Source organism: Bacillus sp. FSL M8-0025, from assembly GCF_037975475.1.
GTDB lineage: Bacteria > Bacillota > Bacilli > Bacillales > Bacillaceae > Bacillus > Bacillus subtilis.
Genome location: NZ_CP150258.1, coordinates 3,712,884 through 3,735,135, shown reverse-complemented (window position 1 = coordinate 3,735,135; position 22,252 = coordinate 3,712,884). Strand labels below are relative to the sequence as shown.

Sequence of the window (22,252 nt, the reverse complement as noted above, 5' to 3'; positions counted from 1 at the left end):
GAATGAAATATAGAAATATATAATGGGATTTAAATGAAAATAATAAAACTTATAAATATTTCGTTCGAATTGTAAATAGAGAAAAAACAATGCTAAACTATAATACAACTTTATGATAAGAAGATTATGGAAGAGGTGTTTGAGAAAGAATGAACAGCAATCAAAACAATGACATCAAAACAAAACATCATTTTCCGTTATTGTTGGCACTGGCTTTAACGATGGGGGTATTTGCAGCCGGATCTGAAGAGCTTGTGATCTCACCGCTGCTGCCGGATTTAGCAAAAGCCTTCAACTCAGATGTCAGCGTCCTTGCGTTATCTATCAGTATTTACGGCATTATGATTTTTATCGGTGCGCCGCTTTTGGTTCCATTAGGCGATAAATACTCCAGAGAACTGAGCTTATTGGCCGGGCTTATGATTTTTATCATAGGAACGGTGATATGCGCTTTGGCTCAAAATATTTTTTTCTTCTTTTTAGGCCGGGCGCTTTCGGGATTGGCTGCGGGAGCGTTTGTTCCGACCGCTTACGCAGTTGTCGGTGATCGTGTTCCTTATACATACCGGGGCAAGGTGATGGGACTGATCGTTTCAAGCTGGTCGCTGGCGCTGATTTTCGGAGTGCCGCTCGGATCATTTATCGGCGGCGTCCTGCATTGGAGATGGACGTTTTGGATTTTCGCCTTGATGGGCGTTTTAGTTGTCCTGCTGATTCTCCTTGAAATGCGCCGCCATGCCCAACATAAAAACAGCGGCAAGGAAGAAATAGAAGAGCCGGCAGGAACATTCCGGGATGCACTGAAAGTCCCTCGTGTACCTGTTTATATCATGATAACCTTTTGTAATATGATTGGTTTTTACGGTATGTATTCCTTTCTAGGCACCTATCTTCAGGACGTTTTTACCGGAGGAAACACGGCTGCGGGCTTATTTATCATGATTTACGGAATCGGGTTTTCCATGAGTGTGATTACAGGAAAGATAGCCGACCGCATCGGAAAAATGCGCTCCCTTTTGATTGCGCTGGGGGTCATCAGTGTTCTGCTGGCGTGTTTACCATATGCGCCGGAGTCAATGTTTCTGTTAATCGCCAGCCTATTTATTTGGGGATTAATGCAAAGTTTGACGGTGACGCTGCTCAGCACCATTTTGAGTGACTGTTCAGAGCGTCATCGCGGAAAAGTCATGGTGTTTTACAGCCTCGCCTCGAATCTGGCCGTGACATTAGGTTCTGCTTTAATGGGACCCGTATATGTAGCATACGGCTATGCAGCTGTCGGATTGATTTGTGCCGCCATCACAGTCCTCGGATTTGTGCTCAGTGTATTCGCATATAAAAAGTACGGCAAACTTGAGCAGAAGGCCGATCAGTCCTTATCTCAATAAACAAAGTTTCTAAATTCCTATAATTAAAAACCCTTTATAAAGGGTTTTTTTGTTTGTATGGGAATAATTATCAATATTTTCAAAAAACATTGACAGTTCAATTGCCGCTGGATAAAATTTACTTAAAATTTTAAAAGATTGGTTGGTGCTCATGATTATATTGGATAATAGCATTCAGACAAAAAAAAGAACTGATTCACTATCCAAACTCATTACAGTCAACACGCTCGGCCCTGAGGGGACAAGCAGTGAGTACGCAGCAAAGCATTTCATTTCCAATTTTACTCTTCTACAAGGGCTGAACAGTAAATTGTCCTTGCATGATACTTTTGAATCGTGCATCGAAAGGACGCTCCAAAGCCCGCTGGAATATACCATCGTCCCACATGCTTACGATGGCATTAAGCATTTCTACATGAGGCCGGATTTGCAGCTATTGCAGATCTTCAGGTGCGATACACCGATGTACGGCCTGGCTGTTCGTCCTGATTTTGAATTCAGAGACGATATGCTTGATACATCTGTTATTGTTTCACATCCTTCACCTATTAATTTAATAAAATATTTTACCCGCAAAGATGTTCGTTTCAAACTAGTCAATTCAACCAGTCAAGCCGCAAGAAAAGTAAAAGAAGGTTTGTATGACATTGCCTTAACCAATGAGCTTGCACGGCAAAAGTACGGGCTAACCTTTGTAAAAACATTCAAAAGCATTCCAATGAGCTGGTCATTATTTGGAAAAGGAGACGTTGATGATGAAAACTAAAGAAGATATGCAGGAGCTTTATTTCCCGACACCGAAATTAATTGAATGGGAAAACGGAGTGAGGCAGTATTCAACCGTACGAGGGGATACTGAAGTATTAATGTCTTACGTCCCGCCGCATACCAATGTTGAACCCCATCAGCATAAGGAGGTCCAAATCGGCATGGTCGTTTCTGGCGAGCTGATGATGACTGTCGGAGATGTGACAAGAAAAATGACAGCCTTGGAATCTGCCTATATCGCGCCGCCGCATGTGCCTCACGGGGCAAGAAACGACACAGACCAAGAAGTGATTGCTATTGATATCAAGCGGCTGAAAGCTGATGAAACATATACAAGTCCTGAGGACTACTTTTTGGATATTTTCAAAACAAGAGACCTGCTGCCGGGCATGGAAGTCACGTTCTTTGTTGAGGATTGGGTAGAAATTATGCTTGCCAAAATCCCTGGAAATGGCGGAGAAATGCCTTTCCATAAACATCGGAATGAACAAATAGGCATCTGCATCGGCGGCGGCTATGACATGACGGTCGAAGGCTGCACAGTCGAGATGAAATTCGGCACAGCCTATTTCTGTGAGCCTCGCGAAGATCATGGTGCCATCAACCGTTCAGAAAAAGAATCAAAATCGATTAATATCTTCTTCCCGCCGCGCTATAACAGGGCAAAAGCAAAAAAAATGAAGGCGGATGAATGATCATGAAACTCACCGATAAAACCGTCCTCATAACAGGAGGCGCATCAGGCATTGGTTATGCTGCGGTTCAGGCTTTTTTGGGCCAGCAGGCCAATGTGGTTGTGGCGGATATTGATGAAGCGCAGGGAGAAGCAATGGTACGAAAAGAAAATAATGACAGGCTGCACTTTGTGCAAACGGACATCACAGACGAAGCTGCCTGCCAGCACGCAGTTGAATCGGCGGTTCATACATTTGGCGGGCTCGATGTCTTGATTAATAATGCAGGCATCGAAATCGTGGCGCCTATTCACGAGATGGAGCTCAGCGATTGGAACAAGGTGCTGCAAGTCAATTTGACCGGCATGTTTTTAATGAGCAAACATGCACTCAAGCATATGCTGGCCGCCGGCAAGGGCAACATCATTAATACGTGCTCTGTCGGCGGACTCGTGGCATGGCCTGATATTCCTGCTTATAACGCCAGCAAAGGCGGGGTTTTGCAGCTGACTAAATCAATGGCCGTTGATTATGCGAAGCATCAAATTCGCGTGAACTGCGTATGCCCAGGGATCATCGACACACCACTGAATGAAAAATCATTCCTTGAAAATAATGAAGGCACACTTGAAGAGATCAAAAAAGAAAAGGCGAAGGTAAATCCGCTGCTGAGGCTTGGGAAACCTGAAGAAATCGCAAACGTGATGCTGTTTTTAGCCTCGGATTTATCAAGCTATATGACCGGAAGCGCCATCACCGCAGACGGAGGATACACCGCACAATAGAGAAGGAGTGTTTTACATATGGAGAGAAAAACAGTATTGGTCATCGCTGATCTTGGAGGCTGCCCGCCGCACATGTTTTATAAAAGCGCTGCTGAAAAATATAACCTGGTCAGCTTTATTCCAAGACCTTTTGCAATTACAGCCTCCCATGCAGCATTGATTGAAAAATACTCGGTCGCGGTCATAAAAGATAAAGACTATTTTAAGAGTTTAGCTGATTTTGAGCATCCTGATTCCATTTATTGGGCGCATGAGGATCATGACAAGCCTGAGGAAGAGGTCGTCGAGCAAATCGTCAAGGTTGCCGAAATGTTTGGGGCGGATGCCATCACAACAAACAATGAATTATTCATTGCTCCGATGGCGAAAGCCTGTGAACGTTTGGGCCTGAGAGGTGCCGGCGTGCAGGCAGCCGAAAATGCCAGAGATAAAAATAAAATGAGGGACGCTTTTAATAAGGCCGGAGTCAAATCGATCAAAAACAAACGAGTCACAACTCTTGAAGATTTCCGTGCTGCTCTTGAAGAGATCGGCACACCTCTTATCTTAAAGCCTACATACTTAGCGAGTTCTATCGGTGTAACGCTGATTACGGACACTGAGACGGCAGAAGATGAATTTAACAGAGTCAATGACTATCTGAAATCAATTAACGTGCCAAAGGCGGTTACGTTTGAAGCGCCGTTTATCGCTGAAGAATTTTTACAGGGTGAGTACGGAGACTGGTATCAAACAGAAGGGTACTCCGACTATATCAGTATAGAAGGCATCATGGCTGACGGTGAGTATTTCCCGATCGCCATTCATGATAAAACGCCGCAAATCGGGTTTACAGAGACATCCCACATTACGCCGTCCATTCTGGATGAAGAGGCAAAAAAGAAAATTGTCGAAGCTGCCAAAAAGGCAAATGAAGGGCTTGGCCTGCAAAATTGCGCAACACATACAGAGATCAAGCTAATGAAAAACAGAGAACCGGGTTTAATAGAATCAGCAGCCAGATTTGCCGGCTGGAATATGATTCCTAACATTAAAAAGGTTTTCGGCCTTGATATGGCGCAATTATTATTAGATGTCCTCTGTTTCGGAAAAGACGCCGATCTGCCTGACGGATTATTGGATCAAGAGCCTTACTATGTCGCCGACTGCCATTTGTACCCGCAGCATTTCAAACAAAATGGCCAGATTCCAGAAACTGCTGAGGATTTGGTCATTGAAGCGATCGATCTGCCTGACGGGCTTTTAAAAGGGGATACTGAAATCGTTTCTTTTTCGGCCGCAGCACCAGGCACTTCAGTTGATTTGACATTGTTTGAAGCTTTCAATTCCATTGCTGCATTTGAACTGAAAGGCAGTAATTCACAGGATGTGGCTGAATCAATCAGACAAATTCAGCAGCATGCAAAGCTGACGGCAAAGTATGTGCTGCCAGTATGAAACAGCTGAAACCCAACTCTAAATACTTGCTTTACGGGCAGGCGCTATCGTTCATGGGAGACTATTGTGTTCTCCCTGCCCTGCTCATTTTGTCTACATATTATCACGATTATTGGGTGACGTCCGGGGTCATCGTGGTCAGAAGCATTCCGATGGTGTTTCAGCCGTTTTTGGGGGTTCTGGTCGACCGGTTAGACAGAATTAAGATCATGCTGTGGACGGATATCATCAGAGGCATCATCTTTTTGGGGCTCACATTTCTTCCAAAAGGCGAGTATCCGCTGATTTTTCTGGCCCTGCTGTTTATTTCTTATGGAAGCGGCGTGTTTTTTAATCCCGCCCGTCTCGCTGTCATGTCGTCCTTGGAATCAGATATTAAAAGCATCAACACGTTATTTGCAAAAGCGACAACCATCTCCATTATCGTCGGGGCCGCTGCCGGAGGGCTCTTTCTGTTAGGCGGATCTGTAGAGCTGGCTGTTGCCTTTAACGGTGTGACATACCTGGTTTCGGCATTTTTCATCAGCCGTATCAAACTGCAATTTGTGCCGATTCAATCTGAAAACATTAAAGAGGCCTTTCAGTCTTTTAAGGAAGGACTCAAGGAAATCAAAACCAATGCATTCGTATTAAACGCCATGTTTACGATGATTACAATGGCTTTGCTGTGGGGAGTTGTGTACAGCTATTTTCCGATTGTCAGCCGCTTTCTGGGTGACGGGGAAATCGGCAACTTTATTCTCACGTTCTGCATCGGCTTCGGCGGCTTTATCGGAGCGGTGCTTGTCAGCAAATGGGGCTTTAACAACAATAGAGGCCTTACGTACTTTACCGTTTTATCCATTGTCTCACTGGCGCTGTTTTTATTCACGCCGATTTTCGCTGTTTCTGTCATCGCGGCGATCCTCTTTTTCATCGCGATGGAATACGGGGAAGTGCTTGCAAAAGTGAAGGTTCAGGAAAATGCGGCAAACCAGATTCAAGGGCGCATTTTTTCAGTGGCCGAAGCGTCTATCGGATTATGCATTTCTATTGGTTCAATGTTCATTAACATCCTAAGCGCTCCGGTCATTATGGGGCTGATTGTCGTGATCGTATGCGGTTTGTTTCTGCATACGAAGCTCGTCAACAAATCGTTTTTGGAACGGGATAACAAAACGGAGCAAAAAGGAGTCTTTTAGATGGAAATAACACCGTCCGATGTCATCAAGACACTTCCAAGGCAGGAGTTTTCTCTCGTTTTTCAAAAGGTAAAGGAATTGGAAAAAACGGGGGCCCATATCATTAATCTCGGACAGGGGAACCCTGACCTTCCCACTCCGCCGCATATTGTGGAGGCTTTGCGGGAGGCGTCCTTGAATCCTTCGTTTCATGGATACGGCCCATTCAGAGGCTATCCTTTTTTAAAGGAAGCGATCGCTGCGTTCTATAAAAGAGAATACGGCGTGACAATCAATCCTGAAACGGAGGTCGCGCTTTTCGGAGGCGGGAAAGCCGGTTTGTATGTGCTGACACAATGCCTGCTCAATCCGGGAGACATCGCTTTAGTCCCGAATCCAGGCTACCCTGAATATTTATCAGGGATTACGATGGCGCGAGCTGAGCTTTACGAAATGCCGCTGTATGAAGAAAATGGCTATCTGCCGGATTTTGAAAAGATTGATCCAGCCGTGCTGGAAAAAGCGAAGCTTATGTTTTTAAACTATCCGAACAATCCCACTGGAGCTGTGGCTGATGCGGCTTTTTATGCAAGAGCTGCTGCTTTTGCGAAAGAGCATAACATCCATTTGATTCATGATTTTGCATACGGAGCGTTTGAATTCGATCAAAAACCGGCCAGTTTTCTTGAGGCAGAGGATGCCAAAATTGTCGGAGCAGAGCTTTATTCATTTTCAAAAACATTTAACATGGCCGGCTGGAGAATGGCGTTTGCGGTTGGGAACGAAAAGATCATTCAGGCCGTCAATGAATTTCAGGATCATGTATTTGTCGGCATGTTCGGCGGGCTGCAGCAGGCAGCGAGTGCGGCGCTTTCTGGAGATCCGGAGCATACGGAATCGTTGAAACGAATTTATAAGGAACGAATTGACTTTTTTACGGCGCTTTGCGAAAAGGAATTGGGCTGGAAGATGGAAAAGCCAAAAGGAACTTTTTACGTATGGGCTGAAATTCCGAATACGTTTGAGACATCTCACCAATTTTCCGATTACTTGCTGGAGCATGCCCATGTCGTAGTCACACCGGGCGAAATTTTTGGAAGCAACGGAAAAAGGCATGTCAGAATCTCAATGGTGTCGAAGCAGGAGGATCTGCGGGAATTTGTCACGCGGATTCAAAAGCTGAACCTGCCGTTCGGGTCATTACAAGAAACATCCCGCTAAAAAGCGGGATGTTTTTATATGCTTTTCATGCTGCCGCCATCAGCGGAAATTTGCTGTCCCGTGATGTAGGAGGCTTCCTCAGAGGCAAGAAACGCGGCGAGCGCTGCGGTTTCTTCGGCTGATCCGACCCGTTTCATCGGAATCCCGGAAGCAATCTGTTCCTCTGCTTTCTGTTTGGATATGCTGTTCTTTTTCATCACATTTTCCACAAATTGATGATAACGGTCTGTAGCGATAAAACCAGGATTCAGACAGTTGACAGTAATGTTGTGAGGAGCAAGCTGGATGGAAATATTTTTACTGGCGTTAATTAAAGCGGCATTCATCATACTGTTTGTGAACATGTTGGCGCCGGGTTCTTTCCATAGATTTCCAACAATGTTGATGATTCTGCCAAACTCGTTTTGTTTCATCAGTGAGGAAGCACGCTTGATAGCGTCAATATAGGCAACGGTCTTTTGAGTGAACGTGGCCGTCATATCGTCTATATTGCAGTTATCAAATGTATCAGGCGCGCCGCCCGGGATATTATTAATCAGAACATCAAGCCGTCCGCATTGAGATTCGATTTCCTGAAAAATGCCCGCTCTCGTATGCCGGTCAGACATATCCCCCGCAAGGACAATGACGCTCGCCTCAGGATGCTTGGCCAAAATGTCTTCTTTGACAGATTCAATATTATCCAAATTTCGCGAATTAATGACGAGGGAAAAATGCTGGTCTGCTAATTTCAGAGCGATTGCTTTCCCGATCCCTTGACTGGCTCCCATAACAAATGCGGTTCGTTTTGACAAATAACTGCACCCCTTTGAAAAAATTGGATTATTATCTACATCGTAAGAAAAAACGAAGAAAATAGCAAATTTTATTTAAATTCTGATAAAGGAGGATTGAAAAACTCCCGCCGGATGGGCGGGAGGGGATATTATACATATAGGAATTGAGGAAGTGTATCAAGCGAAAGGTGATTGCCGACAAAGAATGAACCAAATTCGCCATAGCGAGCGCTGACTTCGTCAAAACGCATTTCATACACTAACTTCTTGAATTGAAGGACATCATCGCTGAATAATGTAACGCCCCACTCGTAATCGTCAAAGCCGACAGAGCCGGTGATGATCTGTTTGACTTTGCCCGCATAGCTGCGGCCGATTAAACCGTGGCTTCTCATCAAGTTTCTGCGTTCTTCCATTGAAAGCATATACCAGTTGTCGTTGCCGGATCTTCTTTTATCCATTGGATAGAAGCATACATATTTTGATTCCGGCAGTTCAGGGTAAAGGCGAGCGCGCACATGCGGATTTTCATAAGGATCGCCGTCACCGCTTGCCAAGTAGTTGCTCAGCTCTACCACTGATACGTAGGAGTATGCCGGAATGGTGAACTCAGCAAGTCTTGATTTGTTGAATTCAAGCTCAATTTGATTTAATTCTTCCATTGTAGGACGAAGGATCATCAGCATAAAATCAGCTTTTTGGCCGACGATGCTGTAAAGAGTTTGCGATCCTTTTCCTTCTTTTTGGGCTACGCCCCATTTTTCAAGCAACCCAGTGAATTCATGTATGATAGATTGGCGCTCATCACTGGACAGAAGCTTCCAGGAAGCCCAATCCATTGTGCGGAAATCATGAAGCGCATACCAGCCGTCAAGCGTTTTTGCAGCTTCATTCGTCATTTGCTGTTCACTCATTTATCTTCACTCCCATTATCTTTTCATGATTGCCTTCACTATACCATAGTTTATCCGATTCTACTGTGGAGAAACCTTGAACATCCCTTCCGTATAACTCCATCAAAATAGAAGAACCTATAAGGGAAGATTGAGTCACTTAAATTAGTTAGAAAAATAAGATTTTTTTATGAAAGCGCTATAATGGAAGTTGGCTGTTTGAATTTGATTGGAAGAAGAGTATGCTAGTAAAAGAAAGCGTTTTTGTAACTTTTTGAGGAGGTTTTATTGTGGCAGATTTATTTTCAACAGTGCAAGAAAAAGTAGCTGGAAAAGACGTTAAAATTGTATTTCCTGAAGGCTTAGACGAGCGTATTTTAGAAGCGGTCAGCAAGCTTGCAGGAAACAAAGTGCTGAATCCGATTGTGATCGGCAATGAAAATGAGATCCAAGCAAAAGCAAAAGAATTGAACCTTACGCTGGACGGCGTTAAGATTTATGATCCTCATACATATGAAGGCATGGAAGACCTTGTACAAGCATTCGTAGAACGCCGCAAAGGCAAAGCGACAGAAGAACAGGCTCGCAAAGCGTTATTAGACGAGAACTACTTCGGTACAATGCTGGTGTATAAAGGCCTTGCAGACGGACTCGTAAGCGGAGCTGCTCACTCGACAGCTGACACTGTCCGCCCGGCTCTTCAAATCATCAAAACAAAAGAAGGCGTGAAAAAGACTTCAGGCGTGTTCATCATGGCTCGCGGAGAAGAGCAATACGTATTCGCAGATTGCGCGATCAACATTGCGCCTGACAGCCAAGACCTTGCCGAGATTGCGATCGAAAGTGCCAATACGGCAAAAATGTTCGACATTGAGCCTCGCGTGGCAATGCTCAGCTTCTCTACAAAAGGCTCAGCAAAATCTGATGAAACAGAAAAAGTAGCGGATGCAGTGAAAATCGCGAAAGAAAAAGCGCCTGAACTGACACTTGACGGCGAATTCCAATTTGATGCTGCATTTGTTCCATCTGTAGCTGAGAAAAAAGCGCCGGATTCCGAGATCAAAGGGGACGCTAACGTATTCGTATTCCCAAGCCTTGAAGCAGGAAACATCGGCTATAAAATCGCTCAGCGTTTGGGCAACTTTGAAGCGGTAGGACCAATCCTGCAAGGTTTAAATATGCCTGTAAACGACCTTTCAAGAGGATGTAACGCTGAAGATGTTTACAATCTCGCATTAATTACAGCGGCGCAAGCACTGTAATAAAAATGAAGACGATGGCAGCTCTCGACCGAGGGCTGCCTTTTTTGCGCTTCCGTATAGCCTTCTTTACCAAGATGGATGATATGAGTACAATAAAGAAAACTAATCATAACCATATATTTCATTAATGACAGGGGTGGGGTTTTTGTATTACGACGTGCTGAAAACGTTTATAGCGGTGGTAGAAGAAAAAAACTTCACAAAAGCGGCGGAAAAGCTGATGATCTCCCAGCCCAGCGTCAGTCTGCATATCAAAAATCTTGAGAAAGAATTTCAAACGGCTCTTCTGAACAGGTCGCCAAAACACTTTACGACAACGCCGACAGGAGACATTTTATATCAAAGAGCAAAGCAAATGGTGTTTCTCTACGAACAAGCCAAGGCTGAAATCTATGCGCATCATCACTATGTGAAGGGCGAATTGAAAATAGCTGCAAGCTTTACAATCGGTGAGTATATTCTTCCGCCGCTATTGGCCCAGCTGCAAAAGCTGTATCCAGAGCTGAACCTCGATGTCATGATTGGCAATACAGAGGAGGTCAGCGAGCGTGTGCGTATGCTTCAGGCTGATATCGGGCTGATTGAAGGACATACAAACGAGAATGAGCTGGAAATTGAACCGTTCATGGAGGATGAAATGTGCATTGCCGCTCCAAATCAGCATCCGCTCGCCGGGCGGAAAGAGATTTCGATCAGCGATTTGCAGAACGAAGCGTGGGTGACAAGAGAGAAAGGCTCTGGGACGAGAGAATATCTCGATCATGTACTCAGTTCAAATGGACTTCGGCCGAAATCAATGTTCACCATCAGCAGCAATCAAGGTGTAAAGGAAGCGGTGATCAACGGCATGGGACTTTCGGTTCTATCCAGAAGCGTGCTGCATAAGGATTTGATCCACCGCGAAATTTCAATTCTGCATATTAAAGATTTCTCGTTAAAGCGCAAGCTGTCTTACATTCATTCTCCTCTCATGGAGAATACAAAAAATAAAGAAATTTTTCTTGCGATGCTGAAAAGCAATTATCAATCACAGCTGCTGAAATGATATAATAGTTTTCGTTCAATAAGCCTAACATGAAAGGGTTTTACATAGATGGCAAACCAACCGATTGATTTACTGATGCAGCCGAAATGGAGAGTCATTGACCAATCCAGTCTCGGCCCTTTATTTGATGCGAAGCAATCCTTCGCAATGGATGATACGCTGTGCATGTCCGTCGGAAAAGGCGTGTCGCCGGCGACAGCGCGTTCATGGGTGCACCACGATACAATTGTCCTTGGAATACAGGATACACGCCTCCCGTTTTTGCAGGATGGTATCTCCTTGCTGGAGAGCGAAGGATACCGTGTGATCGTACGCAATTCCGGCGGTCTTGCCGTCGTATTGGATGACGGTGTTTTAAATATCTCTCTCATATTCGAGGACGAAAAGAAAGGCATCGATATAGACAAAGGATATGAAGCGATGGTCGAGCTGATGAGACGAATGCTGAGACCGTACAACGCAAAGATCGAAGCCTATGAAATTGAAGGATCTTATTGTCCCGGCAGCTATGACCTCAGTATAAATGGCAAAAAGTTCGCCGGCATCTCTCAGAGACGCGTTCGCGGCGGAGTCGCTGTTCAAATTTATCTCTGTGCGGATAAAAGCGGCAGTGAAAGGGCCGACTTGATCAGACGATTCTATCAAGCGGCGCTGAAAGACAAACAAAACGATAAAAAAGGCGTCTATCCGGAAATACGTCCGGAAACGATGGCGTCCTTAAGTGAGCTTCTGCAAAAAGACATCTCCGTACAAGACTTAATGTTCGCTTTATTGACGGAATTAAAAGCGTTAAGCACCCATCTTTATTCAGCTGGACTGTCCATTGATGAGGAAATGGAATTTGAGAAAAACCTCGTCCGGATGGCTGAGCGGAATGCAAAGGTATTTGGGTGAACGTTCTTCGCATGCCGGCTGTATATGCCGGCATGCATTTTTTATCACAAGCGGCATTTTACCCCAATAATCTTATTTTCAGATAAATCCTTCTTACATACAGATAACCACGACAAAAAGAAAAACGATAAAATGACATCAGCATCCATATTAAAGGAGAGAGGCAGATGAAAGGGAATATTTACAGCCTTTTTGTATTGATTGCGGCTTTTTTCTGGGGGACCACGGGAACCGTTCAGGCATTGGCTCCAGAAAGCGCCACACCGCTGGCATTTGGAGCGTTCAGGTTATTAATAGGAGGAAGCGCCATGCTGCTTGCGGTTTGGGTCAGCCGGGAGCTTCACGTGAAAAATTGGTCATGGCCGCTCGTATTTTTAGCCGCTGTTTGTATGGCGTGTTACCAGCCGCTGTTTTTCACAGCGGTTAAAGAAACGGGAATTGCAGTGGGAACTGTGATTGCCATCGGCAGTGCGCCTATCATTGCCGGGACCCTCGAATGGGCTGTATTGAAGAAACGCCCGCGAAACTCCTGGTGGATTGCGACTGTGCTGGCTTTAGCGGGTTGCTGGCTTCTGTTTTCCGACAGTTCCAATGTTCGGATTGATGTGGCTGGTGTTCTTATGGCGCTTGGAGCGGGTGCTTCTTTTGCAGGCTATACGCTCATCAGTAAAGCGATGATGAAAACCCAGCCTCCGCGAGCGACCTCCGCCGTTGTATTTATGATCAGCGCCATCTTGCTGACGCCGCTATTATGGCAGTCAGATATCTCGTGGATATGGACCCCTAGAGGACTGGGAACAAGCCTTTACATCGGGTTAATTGCAACATGTGCCGCATACTTTTTGTTTGCGAAAGGGCTTACCGGGGTTCCGGCCTCGGCGGCGGTCACGCTGTCTTTAGCTGAACCGCTGACGGCTTCATTGCTTGGTGTGTTTTTCATAGGGGAAATGCTTTCGCCTTCCTCGTGGCTGGGCATTGCGCTTATGATGCTGGGGCTTTTGGTCATTTCTGCTGCGCCTCGGAAACAAAAAACGGCCGAGGCAGCTCACATGTCTTAATAGATTCACATAAGCTTGGCCTCATTTTACAAGAATAGCTGATCCGGCTGCAAAATGAGGAAATTCTCTTTTCTCAATAGAAAAGGGGATTTTGCACATGGCGAAAATCCCAAAACAGCTGCCCGTTTTGGGATTTTTCTATGTCATTCCGCTAATTTTTCTAAATTGCCGTTCCGGTCCATTTTGAAGGACGGAGAGGCATGTTCATCTTCTTCAAATAAAACTAGCTTTCTGGCTCTGTTCATAATTTTCACCAAGGTTTCATAATCTTCTTGGATCGTTTTTTGGTCTTTTTCAAGCTTTTGAACTTCTGCCTCTAGCTGCTCTGTTTTGTTTTGCAATTCCTGATTTTCTTTCTTTAAACGCTCATTTTCCATTTTTAATGCTGATGATTGCTCGTTATTGCCTTCGTAATTCTGCAGGAAGCGGATCACATCATTCATCGTCATCTCAGGCGCAGCTGCAGGCGTTTGAGGAGACAATAAGTGTGATAGACTAGCTAACTCTTCCTTAAAGCTTTCATCAACAAAAGGCATGTGTTCGCCAGACATTAAAGGTTGCTCATTTTCGACAGATGGTGTTTCCGTTTTAACCGGCTCTTCTGCAGCGGTTTCTTGAATGATTTCAGGATCAACGGCAGGAGGCTGATATAATAATCTTTTTTTCGCGGGCTGCCCGTTTCCGAGCGCTCTCATCCGCTGTTTTCGTTGTTTCTTCGCAAGCTGAAGCGCTTTTTCATATTGATGGCGGACCACTGCGTTCCATCTGAATCCGCAGGCTGCGGATGTCCGGTTTAATTTATCGCCGACTTCTTCAAAGGCGTTCAGCTGAGTGCTGCCCTCCCTCACATGCCGAAGCACTGTTTCGGCTAAAAGCAGATCGTTTTCCTCTGACCAAGCGTCTTGTCGCTGTTTTGTCATTTATCTCAACTCCCATTTTTCTTTTCATGGTATTAGAATGTCCAGGTTGGAAAATATTTATACAAATTGGCTGAAAGAATAGGAGATACGAAGGATGGAGCGGCTTGCAGGAACAGTCGAATCCTTGTAAAATGAAGAGTGATGTGATTTTTTTTGAAACGTGATTTTAGGTTATTCACATAGATGAACATAGAAATGAAGGGAAGCGTACGTCATGGCTAATGAATTTCGAGTGTGTGATGATTGCCAAGCCACTAATATCAAAACATTGCTGCCGCGTTTGAAAGAAGTGGACCCGGACGCAAAGGTTGAGGTAGGATGCCAATCTTATTGCGGGCCCGGACGGAAAAAATCATTTGCTTTTGTGAACAATCGCCCGCTGTCAGCTCCGACAGAGGATGAGCTGATTGACAAAGTAAAAAAGAAAATAAAAAAGTAAAAACATATTTTTTCTTAGCCTCGGCCCTTAGGTCAGGCTTTTTTGCTTCACAAGATGTGTTTTTCATGAAGATGGAACAAATCGCCGGGCAAATTCAAGGATGTTTTCAAAGAATAGAGTCGATATAATAGAAACACGGCTAAAAAAAAGAGGGAATGACGATGGCGTATCCAAATGGAAAATTATCAGAAGAAAAAGTGTTTAAAGATCCGGTGCACCGCTATGTTCATGTTCGGGACAAGCTGATATGGGATTTAATCGGAACCCGTGAATTTCAGCGTCTCCGCAGAATTAAGCAGCTCGGCACGACCTATTTGACGTTCCATGGGGCTGAGCACAGCCGGTTCAACCATTCTCTCGGTGTCTATGAAATTGTCAGAAGAATGGTTGATGACGTCTTTAAAGGCCGCCCTGAATGGGATGACAGTGAGCGCGAACTCTGTTTGGCCGCGGCGCTGCTTCATGACCTCGGGCACGGGCCGTTCTCGCATTCATTTGAAAAGGTCTTTCACCTTGACCACGAGGATTTTACAAGAGGTATCATTTTGGGAGACACGGAGGTTAATCAGGTGCTCAGAAAGGTGAGCCCGGGTTTCCCTCAGGATGTTGCTGAAGTCATTGCCAAAACATATAAAAACAAGCAAGTGGTCAGCCTGATTTCGAGTCAGATTGACGCAGACCGCATGGATTACCTCCAGCGCGACGCATATTATACGGGCGTCAGCTACGGCCATTTTGATATGGAGCGGATTCTTCGGGTGATGCGGCCGCGCGAGGATCAGATCGTCATTAAAGAAAGCGGAATGCACGCTGTCGAAGACTATATCATGAGCCGTTACCAAATGTACTGGCAGGTCTACTTCCATCCTGTGACCAGAAGTGCAGAGGTCATTTTAACGAAGATTCTTCACAGGGCGAAGCAGCTGCACGATGAAGGCTATGTCTTCACTCACGCTCCGGTTCATTTCTATTCTATTTTTGAAGGGAAATTGACACTGGAGGATTATGTAAAGCTGGATGAATCTATTATTTTGTATTACTTCCAGGCCTGGGAGGATGAAGAAGACGCGATTTTATCCGACTTGTGCCGCAGATTCATTAACCGCCAGCTTTTCCAATACGTTGAATTCAATCCGAATGAAGAAATGTCGGCTTATTTTGAGCTGACTTCATTGTTCAAAGAGGCGGGGATCGATCCGAGCTATTATTTGGTCGTTGATTCTTCATCAGATCTGCCATACGATTTTTACCGACCAGGAGAGGAAGAGGAGCGTCTGCCGATCCATCTCTTGACGCAAAACGGCCAAATTAAAGAGCTGTCCAGGCAGTCGGCTATTGTGGAATCCATCTCAGGTAAACGGCGGACGGACCACAAGCTGTACTATCCAAAGGACTTGATTTGTGACGGCTCTAAACATCCGGAAGCGAAAATGAAAATCCGGCAGCTGCTGGGACTGACATAGAAATTGGAAAGAAGGAAAAAGGAGATGTCGGGAATTTGTTGAAAGAACATGCAAAACTGATGAAGGTGTTCTCGGATTCTGGAGAAATCATCGGGCGAAAGAAGCTGCAGAAAATGATTTATATCGCCAAGAAAATGCAGTTTCCTTTCTATGAGAAATATGATTTTCACTTTTACGGACCATATTCAGAGGAACTGACGCTCCAGATTGAAGAGCTGTGCAACCTTGGATTTCTGCATGAGGTGAAGGAAAAAAAGGGCGGCTACTTTCAATACCGGTATTCGCTGACTGAGACAGGCTCCGCATTTTTAGACCATGCTGATCTGGACATGCCGGATATGAAAGGCTATATCGACAGTGTAAACAGCCGTTCATCACGGTTTTTAGAGCTGGTTTCCACGATCCTTTACTTTGATGGGCTTGAGGATGAGGAAAAGAAAGAAAAAGTCTTTACCATCAAAAGCAAGCAAAAATATACAAATGAAGAATATGACGAAGCGCTTCAATACATAGAGGAACTGAAGCAGATTTGTTAACCATACCAAGCAAAAGAAATGAATCGTTTCTTTTGCTTTTTTTATTGACAAAAGCTGCTAAGAGATTCATTATGGATAATAGTTATCCATAATGAATCAGGAGTGAATAGGATGAAAATGAAATCAGGAATGGAGCAGGCGGTTTCTGTGCTGCTGTTACTGTCACGGCTGCCTGTACAGGCTTCTTTGACGTCAGAGGCTATAAGCCAGCGATTGCGCGTGTCTCCGTCTTACTTGAAGAAGCTGATGAGAACATTAGTTCAAGCCGGTTTGGCAGAATCCTTACCAGGGACGAAGGGCGGTTTTACCCTGACGAAGCCTTTGGCGGACATTACGCTTTATGATGTTTATCAAGCGGTCGAAGGCAGAGGTTCGATGTATCAGGGGAAAGGCCTGCTGCAATCTGTATTTGAGGGTGAAAGTCACTGTGTGCTGGAGACAGTCATGGGGGAAATCGAGGATAAATGGTCCAATCTCATGAAAGAAGAATCCTTGCAGCATGTCATGGACAGGGTCGGGGAATTGTATGATCTTGAAAAAATAGATGATTGGGTAATCAAGCAAGTGAAAGGGCAATTGTAATGAAAAATAGCGGGTCTATACAAGAATCAACATCATCAACAGGCATATCCGTGCTGATCGTGCTCGCACTTGGTTTCCTCATGGCAACTCTTGATGTGACCGTTGTGAATGTGGCGATGGCTGATATGAAAAACACTCTTTCAATGTCACTTTCAGGTGTAACGTGGGTTGTGGACGGGTACATTCTTACTTTTGCGTCGCTTCTGCTGGCGGGCGGAGCCTTGGCTGACCGTTTCGGCTCGAAGACGATCTATATCTTGGGTCTAGCCGTTTTTGTTCTGGCCTCTTGTTTATGCGCTGCATCTATAAATGGGCAGATGCTGATTGCCGGACGCCTTATACAGGGAATTGGCGCAGCTTTGTTTATGCCAAGCTCACTCAGCCTTTTGGCTGCCTCTTATCCTGATGAGCGGGTGCGGGCGAGAATGTTTGGGCTGTGGGCCGCGCTTGTTTCCGCCGCTTCAGGCCTTGGGCCCTTTATCGGGGGCGTGCTGGTAGAGTTGGCGGGCTGGCAGAGTATTTTTCTGATCAATGTGCCAATAGGGGTTGCTGCGCTCATTTCAGCTTACCGAATCCTCAGCCGCGTACCGGGAAAATCCGGCCGCGTGAACATCACCGGGCATCTGCTTGGCATGATGGCTCTCGGGTTTCTTTCCTATGCTTTGATACAGGGGCCTTCAGCGGGCTGGCGCTCGCCAGTGATTCTTGTAGCATTTACTGCAGCGATTTTGGCATTTGTGCTGTTTTTGCTGCGGGAAATTTCTGCAAAAGCACCCATCCTGCCGGCGTCCTTATACAAAAACGGCCGCTTCTCAGCTGCCCAATTTATCGGGTTTTTGCTGAATTTCGCCCTTTTTGGCGGCATGTTTATGCTCAGCCTTTTTTTGCAGGAAGCAGGAGGGGCAAGTTCCTTTATGGCTGGAGTGAAGCTGCTGCCGATGATGGCGGTCTTCGTGATCGGCAATCTGCTGTTTGCCCGTCTGGCGAATCGGTTTGAAGCCGGTCAGCTTATGTTTGTATCAATGGCGGTCAGCTGTATCATTGCATTGCTGTTGTTTGTGCTGATTTCTCCGGATTTTCCTTATTGGCAGCTGGCGGTGTTGATGTCTGTTATGAACCTCTGTACCGGTATTACAGTTCCTGCCATGACAACTGTGATCATGCAGGCTGCCGGGCAAAGACATGCGAATATCGCCGGTGCGGCGTTAAATGCAAACCGGCAAATCGGAGCCTTGGTCGGCGTAGCGATAACCGGGGTGATCATTCATCTGTCCGCCACTTGGTATGCTGGTGCCGGGTTTACGTTTTTGATGATGGGAGCGTCATACAGCCTCGCTGCATTGCTTGTATGGCTGTTTCTGGCTGCCCATAACGGGACTGCCGCGTCAGAAAAAATGTAAATCACTGATTGCACTTTGTGGGAATATATAGTAAGATATAAAAAATTATTGAAACAACAGGCACTGATAAGGACACGAGATGCTTTTTACGGTTTCCAGAGAGGGAAGGACAGCTGAGATCTTCCTAACGCAGGGAAAGCAGCTTACCGCCTTTGAGCCGTATCGGGGAAAACAAGTATCTGATACCGTCATGCTGCGTTACAGCATCTTTAAGCCGATCACCATGTGTAATTGATCGGGAATTTGGGTGGAACCACGGATGATCAACACATTCGTCCCTTTTAGAGGGATGGGTGTGTTTTTTTATATGAACTACATAAATGCGTTGAAAAGGACACGAATGATAGTTACGGTTTTCAGAGAGGGAAGGAAAGGTGAGAGCTTCCCAGCTTAGGAATATCATTTACCGCCTTGGAGCAGCATTGGGGAACTGAAGTATCCAATGCCGTCTATGCTGCGTTACAGCACCGAGCCGACAACATAGTATTTGTCGGGAACTTGGGTGGAACCACGGGTTAATCACACACTCGTCCCTATCTGTGGGACGGGTGTGTTTTTTTATGAATTGAATACATGCGATGAAAAGGACATGAATGATAGTTACGGTTTTCAGAGAGGGAAGGAAAGGTGAGAGCTTCCCAGCTTAGGAATATCATTTACCGCCTTGGAGCAGCATTGGGGAACTGAAGTAACCAATGCCGTCTATGCTGCGTTATAGCACCGAGCCGACAACATAGTATTTGTCGGGAACTTGGGTGGAACCACGGGTTAATCACACACTCGTCCCTATCTGCGGGACGGGTGTGTTTTTTTATATACAACAATGAATAAGGAGTGTTTTAAAATGAGTAAACATGTAGACATTCAGCTTCCGGACGGACAGATCCAGGAATATCCGAAAGGCATCACAATCAAAGAAGCGGCTGGTTCTATCAGTTCCAGTCTGCAAAAGAAGGCGGCCGCAGGTCAGGTCAACGGCAAGCTTGTTGATCTCAGTTTCAAGCTGGAGGAGGATGCTGAGCTTTCGATTGTCACACTCGATTCACAAGAAGGCTTGCAGGTGCTTCGCCACACAACAGCGCACGTGCTGGCCCAAGCAGTAAAACGGCTGTACGGCGAAGTGTCATTGGGGGTAGGGCCTGTGATTCTAGACGGCTTCTACTATGACATGAAGCTGGGGAAAAGCTTGGCATCAGGAGACTTAGAGGCCATCGAAAAAGAAATGGAACACATAATAAATGAGAACCTTGAAATCAAACGTATAGAGGTTTCTTACGAAGAGGCTGAAGAGCTGTTTGCACAAAAAGGCGAGCGGCTTAAGCTTGAGATTTTAAAGAATATTCCGCGCGGGGAGGATATCACACTGTACCAGCAAGGGGAATTCGTTGACCTGTGCCGCGGGCCGCATCTTCCTTCTACAGGGATGATCAAGGCGTTCAAACTGACAAGAGTATCAGGCGCTTATTGGCGCGGAGACAGCAAAAATGAAGTCCTGCAGCGGGTGTACGGGGTTGCGTTTCAAAAGAAAAAAGATTTGGATGCGCACCTGCATATGCTGGAAGAAGCGGCAAAACGAGACCATCGCAAGCTCGGCAAACAGTTAGGGCTGTTTATGTTTTCTGAAGAAGCGCCGGGGATGCCGTTTTATTTGCCGAAAGGGCAGATTGTCCGCAATGAGCTGGAGCGCTTCTCGCGTGAGCTGCAAACAAATGCCGGCTACGATGAGGTGCGTACGCCGTTTATGATGAATCAGCGGTTATGGGAGCAGTCAGGCCATTGGGACCATTATCGCGACAATATGTACTTTTCAGAAGTGGATGATACAAGATTCGCAATGAAGCCGATGAATTGCCCCGGCCACATGCTCATCTTTAAAAACAGCCTGTATTCTTATCGGGATCTGCCGATTCGCATGGCGGAATTCGGACAGGTGCACCGCCATGAATACAGCGGCGCTTTAAACGGAATGCTTCGAGTTCGGACGTTCTGTCAGGATGACGCCCATATTTTCGTTCGGGAGGATCAGATTGAGAGTGAGATCAAAGAAGCGATTCGGCTGATTGATGAGGTATATCGGACATTTGGTTTCGAGTATTCAGTTGAGCTTTCGACTCGCCCGGAGGATTCATTAGGCAATGACAGCCTTTGGGAAGCGTCGGAACGTGCCTTAGCACGCGTCCTTGAGGAGCTTGGCCTCTCTTATGAGATCAATGAAGGCGATGGGGCGTTTTACGGGCCGAAAATTGATTTCCACATAAAAGATGCCCTGAAACGGAGCCACCAATGCGCGACTATTCAGCTTGATTTTCAAATGCCGGAAAAATTTGATTTAACATATATCAACGAACACAATGAAAAGGTTCGTCCCGTTGTCATCCACAGAGCGGTTTTCGGCTCAATCGACCGTTTCTTCGGCATTTTGATCGAGCATTACGGCGGGGCTTTTCCAGTCTGGCTCGCACCGCTCCAGGTTCAAATCATACCGGTTTCTCACGTTCACTTAGACTATTGCAGAAAGGTACAGGCGGAGCTGAAGCAGGCGGGGATAAGAGCCGGCATTGATGAGCGCAATGAGAAGCTGGGCTATAAAATCAGAGAATCGCAGGTGCAGAAAATCCCGTACGTGCTGGTGCTTGGAGATCATGAGGAGCAGGAGAATGCGGTAAACGTCCGCCGATTCGGACATCAGCAGAGTGAACACGTTCCTTTCCAAACTTTTAAAGATAAACTTGTCAAACAGGTGGAAAATCGAGGCATGTAGGATAAAAGCTGTGAATTCACATTTTGCTTTTTTGACTTTCCCTATTCGGAATCAGTAAAATAATAAGTAAATCATATCGTTCGTATGTTATGAATGCATCTCGAAATGGGGAAATTTACATGGACCATGACAAACTGGAAGCAAATTTGCTGGATCACGCACTTACAAAATATTTGAAAAGCACGAAGCAATTAGATGAAGCCACCGTTCCGAAACACGTGAATAATGTAAGAGGATTTATTCTGCGGATCATATACAGACATGGGAGCTGCACCATAAAGGATATTTTGAAGGAGGTCACACTGTCTCCCTCTGCCACGACCACAGCTCTGAATCATTTAGAGCAGGAAGGGTTTATTGAGAGATCCAGAAATAACAATGACCGCCGCACTGTATGGATTACTCTTTCTGAATCGGGCCGGGGAGCGGCTGAACAAATGATCGAAAACCGCCAGCAGCTGATTGATGGCATGTTTGAACGTTTAACAGCCGAAGAGAAAAAGACGTTCTTGGCGATTATTGCGAAGCTGGCTCAATAGGGATAATAAAAGCCGGTGCGCGAAGCGCCGGCTTTATAGAGATTATTCCATATCGCTCAGGCGTTTGCCTGCGACGGCATAATGGTCTTTTCTCATTTCTTCTATAAAGACAACAATTTTTTCTTCAGAAGCACCGGTTGTTTCCTTTACGGCTTCTGTTACTTTCTCGACAAGATTGCGTTTTTGCTCGTCTGTACGGCCTTCGAGCATTTTGACAGTTACGTATGGCATGGGTGCTGAATCCTCCTTTA

At 45.6% G+C, this 22,252-nt stretch carries 22 protein-coding genes and 3 other annotated features; of the genes, 18 read left to right on the top strand and 4 right to left on the bottom strand.

Annotation, left to right across the window (positions count from 1 at the left end; genetic code table 11):
* Positions 1–149: 149 nt before the first annotated feature.
* From MKX38_RS19305 to bacF, 7 genes are all read left to right on the top strand, one after another.
* Complete coding sequence (locus tag MKX38_RS19305) at positions 150–1,388, top strand: MFS transporter (RefSeq protein ID WP_038428001.1); 1,239 nt, start codon at positions 150–152, stop codon at positions 1,386–1,388.
* 151 nt (positions 1,389–1,539) lie between these two features.
* On the top strand, positions 1,540–2,154 hold the full coding sequence (bacA, locus tag MKX38_RS19300) for a prephenate decarboxylase (protein ID WP_009968341.1): 615 nt from the start codon (positions 1,540–1,542) through the stop codon (positions 2,152–2,154).
* Positions 2,144–2,851 (top strand): 3-((4R)-4-hydroxycyclohexa-1,5-dien-1-yl)-2-oxopropanoate isomerase, encoded by a 708-nt coding sequence (gene bacB / locus MKX38_RS19295; protein ID WP_003244300.1) that lies wholly within the window; start codon positions 2,144–2,146, stop codon positions 2,849–2,851. Before bacA ends, bacB begins: the two co-directional genes overlap by 11 nt.
* 2 nt (positions 2,852–2,853) lie before the next feature.
* Positions 2,854–3,615 (top strand): dihydroanticapsin 7-dehydrogenase, encoded by a 762-nt coding sequence (gene bacC / locus MKX38_RS19290; RefSeq protein ID WP_162868954.1) that lies wholly within the window; start codon positions 2,854–2,856, stop codon positions 3,613–3,615.
* An 18-nt stretch (positions 3,616–3,633) separates the two neighbouring features.
* Positions 3,634–5,052: an alanine--anticapsin ligase gene (gene bacD, locus MKX38_RS19285; RefSeq protein WP_024571622.1), complete on the top strand. Its 1,419-nt coding sequence runs from the start codon at positions 3,634–3,636 to the stop codon at positions 5,050–5,052.
* Positions 5,049–6,233 (top strand): bacilysin exporter BacE, encoded by a 1,185-nt coding sequence (bacE, locus tag MKX38_RS19280; RefSeq protein ID WP_029726226.1) that lies wholly within the window; start codon positions 5,049–5,051, stop codon positions 6,231–6,233. The genes bacD and bacE overlap by 4 nt, the downstream gene beginning before the upstream one ends.
* Positions 6,234–7,433 carry a transaminase BacF gene (bacF, locus tag MKX38_RS19275; RefSeq protein ID WP_221777336.1) on the top strand — a complete coding sequence of 400 codons (1,200 nt, stop codon included), beginning with the start codon at positions 6,234–6,236 and terminating at the stop codon, positions 7,431–7,433.
* A 14-nt stretch (positions 7,434–7,447) separates the two neighbouring features.
* Here the strand turns inward: bacF and bacG are convergent, their stop codons facing one another.
* Positions 7,448–8,227: an NADPH-dependent reductase BacG gene (gene bacG / locus MKX38_RS19270; protein ID WP_029726228.1), complete on the bottom strand. Its 780-nt coding sequence runs from the start codon at positions 8,225–8,227 to the stop codon at positions 7,448–7,450.
* 131 nt (positions 8,228–8,358) lie between these two features.
* Positions 8,359–9,123 carry a hydrogen peroxide-dependent heme synthase gene (gene hemQ, locus MKX38_RS19265; RefSeq protein ID WP_003242896.1) on the bottom strand — a complete coding sequence of 255 codons (765 nt, stop codon included), beginning with the start codon at positions 9,121–9,123 and terminating at the stop codon, positions 8,359–8,361.
* Between the two features lie 269 nt (positions 9,124–9,392).
* Between hemQ and pta the strand changes: the two genes are divergently transcribed.
* From pta to MKX38_RS19245, 4 genes are all read left to right on the top strand, one after another.
* Positions 9,393–10,364 (top strand): phosphate acetyltransferase, encoded by a 972-nt coding sequence (gene pta, locus MKX38_RS19260; protein ID WP_003235941.1) that lies wholly within the window; start codon positions 9,393–9,395, stop codon positions 10,362–10,364.
* 145 nt (positions 10,365–10,509) lie between these two features.
* A complete protein-coding gene (cysL, locus tag MKX38_RS19255) occupies positions 10,510–11,409 on the top strand; it encodes a cysJI operon transcriptional regulator CysL (RefSeq protein WP_038429805.1) in 900 nt (299 codons plus the stop codon).
* 48 nt (positions 11,410–11,457) lie between these two features.
* On the top strand, positions 11,458–12,303 hold the full coding sequence (ywfL, locus tag MKX38_RS19250) for an octanoyl-[GcvH]:protein N-octanoyltransferase (protein ID WP_003227511.1): 846 nt from the start codon (positions 11,458–11,460) through the stop codon (positions 12,301–12,303).
* A 167-nt stretch (positions 12,304–12,470) separates the two neighbouring features.
* Positions 12,471–13,361: a carboxylate/amino acid/amine transporter gene (locus MKX38_RS19245; protein ID WP_015250976.1), complete on the top strand. Its 891-nt coding sequence runs from the start codon at positions 12,471–12,473 to the stop codon at positions 13,359–13,361.
* A 143-nt stretch (positions 13,362–13,504) separates the two neighbouring features.
* Here MKX38_RS19245 and rsfA read toward each other — a convergent pair whose 3' ends face one another.
* Positions 13,505–14,281: a prespore-specific transcription regulator RsfA gene (gene rsfA, locus MKX38_RS19240; RefSeq protein ID WP_003227516.1), complete on the bottom strand. Its 777-nt coding sequence runs from the start codon at positions 14,279–14,281 to the stop codon at positions 13,505–13,507.
* A 214-nt stretch (positions 14,282–14,495) separates the two neighbouring features.
* Between rsfA and MKX38_RS19235 the strand changes: the two genes are divergently transcribed.
* From MKX38_RS19235 to MKX38_RS19205, 7 genes are all read left to right on the top strand, one after another.
* Positions 14,496–14,720: a DUF1450 domain-containing protein gene (locus tag MKX38_RS19235; RefSeq protein WP_003222050.1), complete on the top strand. Its 225-nt coding sequence runs from the start codon at positions 14,496–14,498 to the stop codon at positions 14,718–14,720.
* A 161-nt stretch (positions 14,721–14,881) separates the two neighbouring features.
* Positions 14,882–16,183 carry an HD domain-containing protein gene (locus MKX38_RS19230; RefSeq protein ID WP_015250978.1) on the top strand — a complete coding sequence of 434 codons (1,302 nt, stop codon included), beginning with the start codon at positions 14,882–14,884 and terminating at the stop codon, positions 16,181–16,183.
* 35 nt (positions 16,184–16,218) lie between these two features.
* On the top strand, positions 16,219–16,719 hold the full coding sequence (locus MKX38_RS19225) for a YwgA family protein (protein WP_003227524.1): 501 nt from the start codon (positions 16,219–16,221) through the stop codon (positions 16,717–16,719).
* A 111-nt stretch (positions 16,720–16,830) separates the two neighbouring features.
* Positions 16,831–17,301 (top strand): Rrf2 family transcriptional regulator, encoded by a 471-nt coding sequence (locus MKX38_RS19220; RefSeq protein ID WP_072175776.1) that lies wholly within the window; start codon positions 16,831–16,833, stop codon positions 17,299–17,301.
* Complete coding sequence (locus tag MKX38_RS19215) at positions 17,301–18,701, top strand: MFS transporter (RefSeq protein WP_339188061.1); 1,401 nt, start codon at positions 17,301–17,303, stop codon at positions 18,699–18,701. The genes MKX38_RS19220 and MKX38_RS19215 overlap by 1 nt, the downstream gene beginning before the upstream one ends.
* A gap of 54 nt (positions 18,702–18,755) precedes the next feature.
* Positions 18,756–18,984, top strand: a binding site (T-box leader).
* 33 nt (positions 18,985–19,017) lie between these two features.
* Positions 19,018–19,239, top strand: a binding site (T-box leader).
* Between the two features lie 31 nt (positions 19,240–19,270).
* Positions 19,271–19,492 (top strand) — a binding site (T-box leader).
* A 53-nt stretch (positions 19,493–19,545) separates the two neighbouring features.
* A complete protein-coding gene (thrS, locus tag MKX38_RS19210; protein WP_033883394.1) occupies positions 19,546–21,462 on the top strand; it encodes a threonine--tRNA ligase in 1,917 nt (638 codons plus the stop codon).
* 119 nt (positions 21,463–21,581) lie between these two features.
* Positions 21,582–22,001, top strand: coding sequence for a MarR family transcriptional regulator (locus MKX38_RS19205; protein ID WP_003242889.1), 420 nt, complete (start codon positions 21,582–21,584; stop codon positions 21,999–22,001).
* 42 nt (positions 22,002–22,043) lie between these two features.
* Here the strand turns inward: MKX38_RS19205 and MKX38_RS19200 are convergent, their stop codons facing one another.
* Positions 22,044–22,232 carry a 2-hydroxymuconate tautomerase gene (locus MKX38_RS19200; RefSeq protein WP_003222038.1) on the bottom strand — a complete coding sequence of 63 codons (189 nt, stop codon included), beginning with the start codon at positions 22,230–22,232 and terminating at the stop codon, positions 22,044–22,046.
* Between the last annotated feature and the right edge of the window lie 20 nt (positions 22,233–22,252).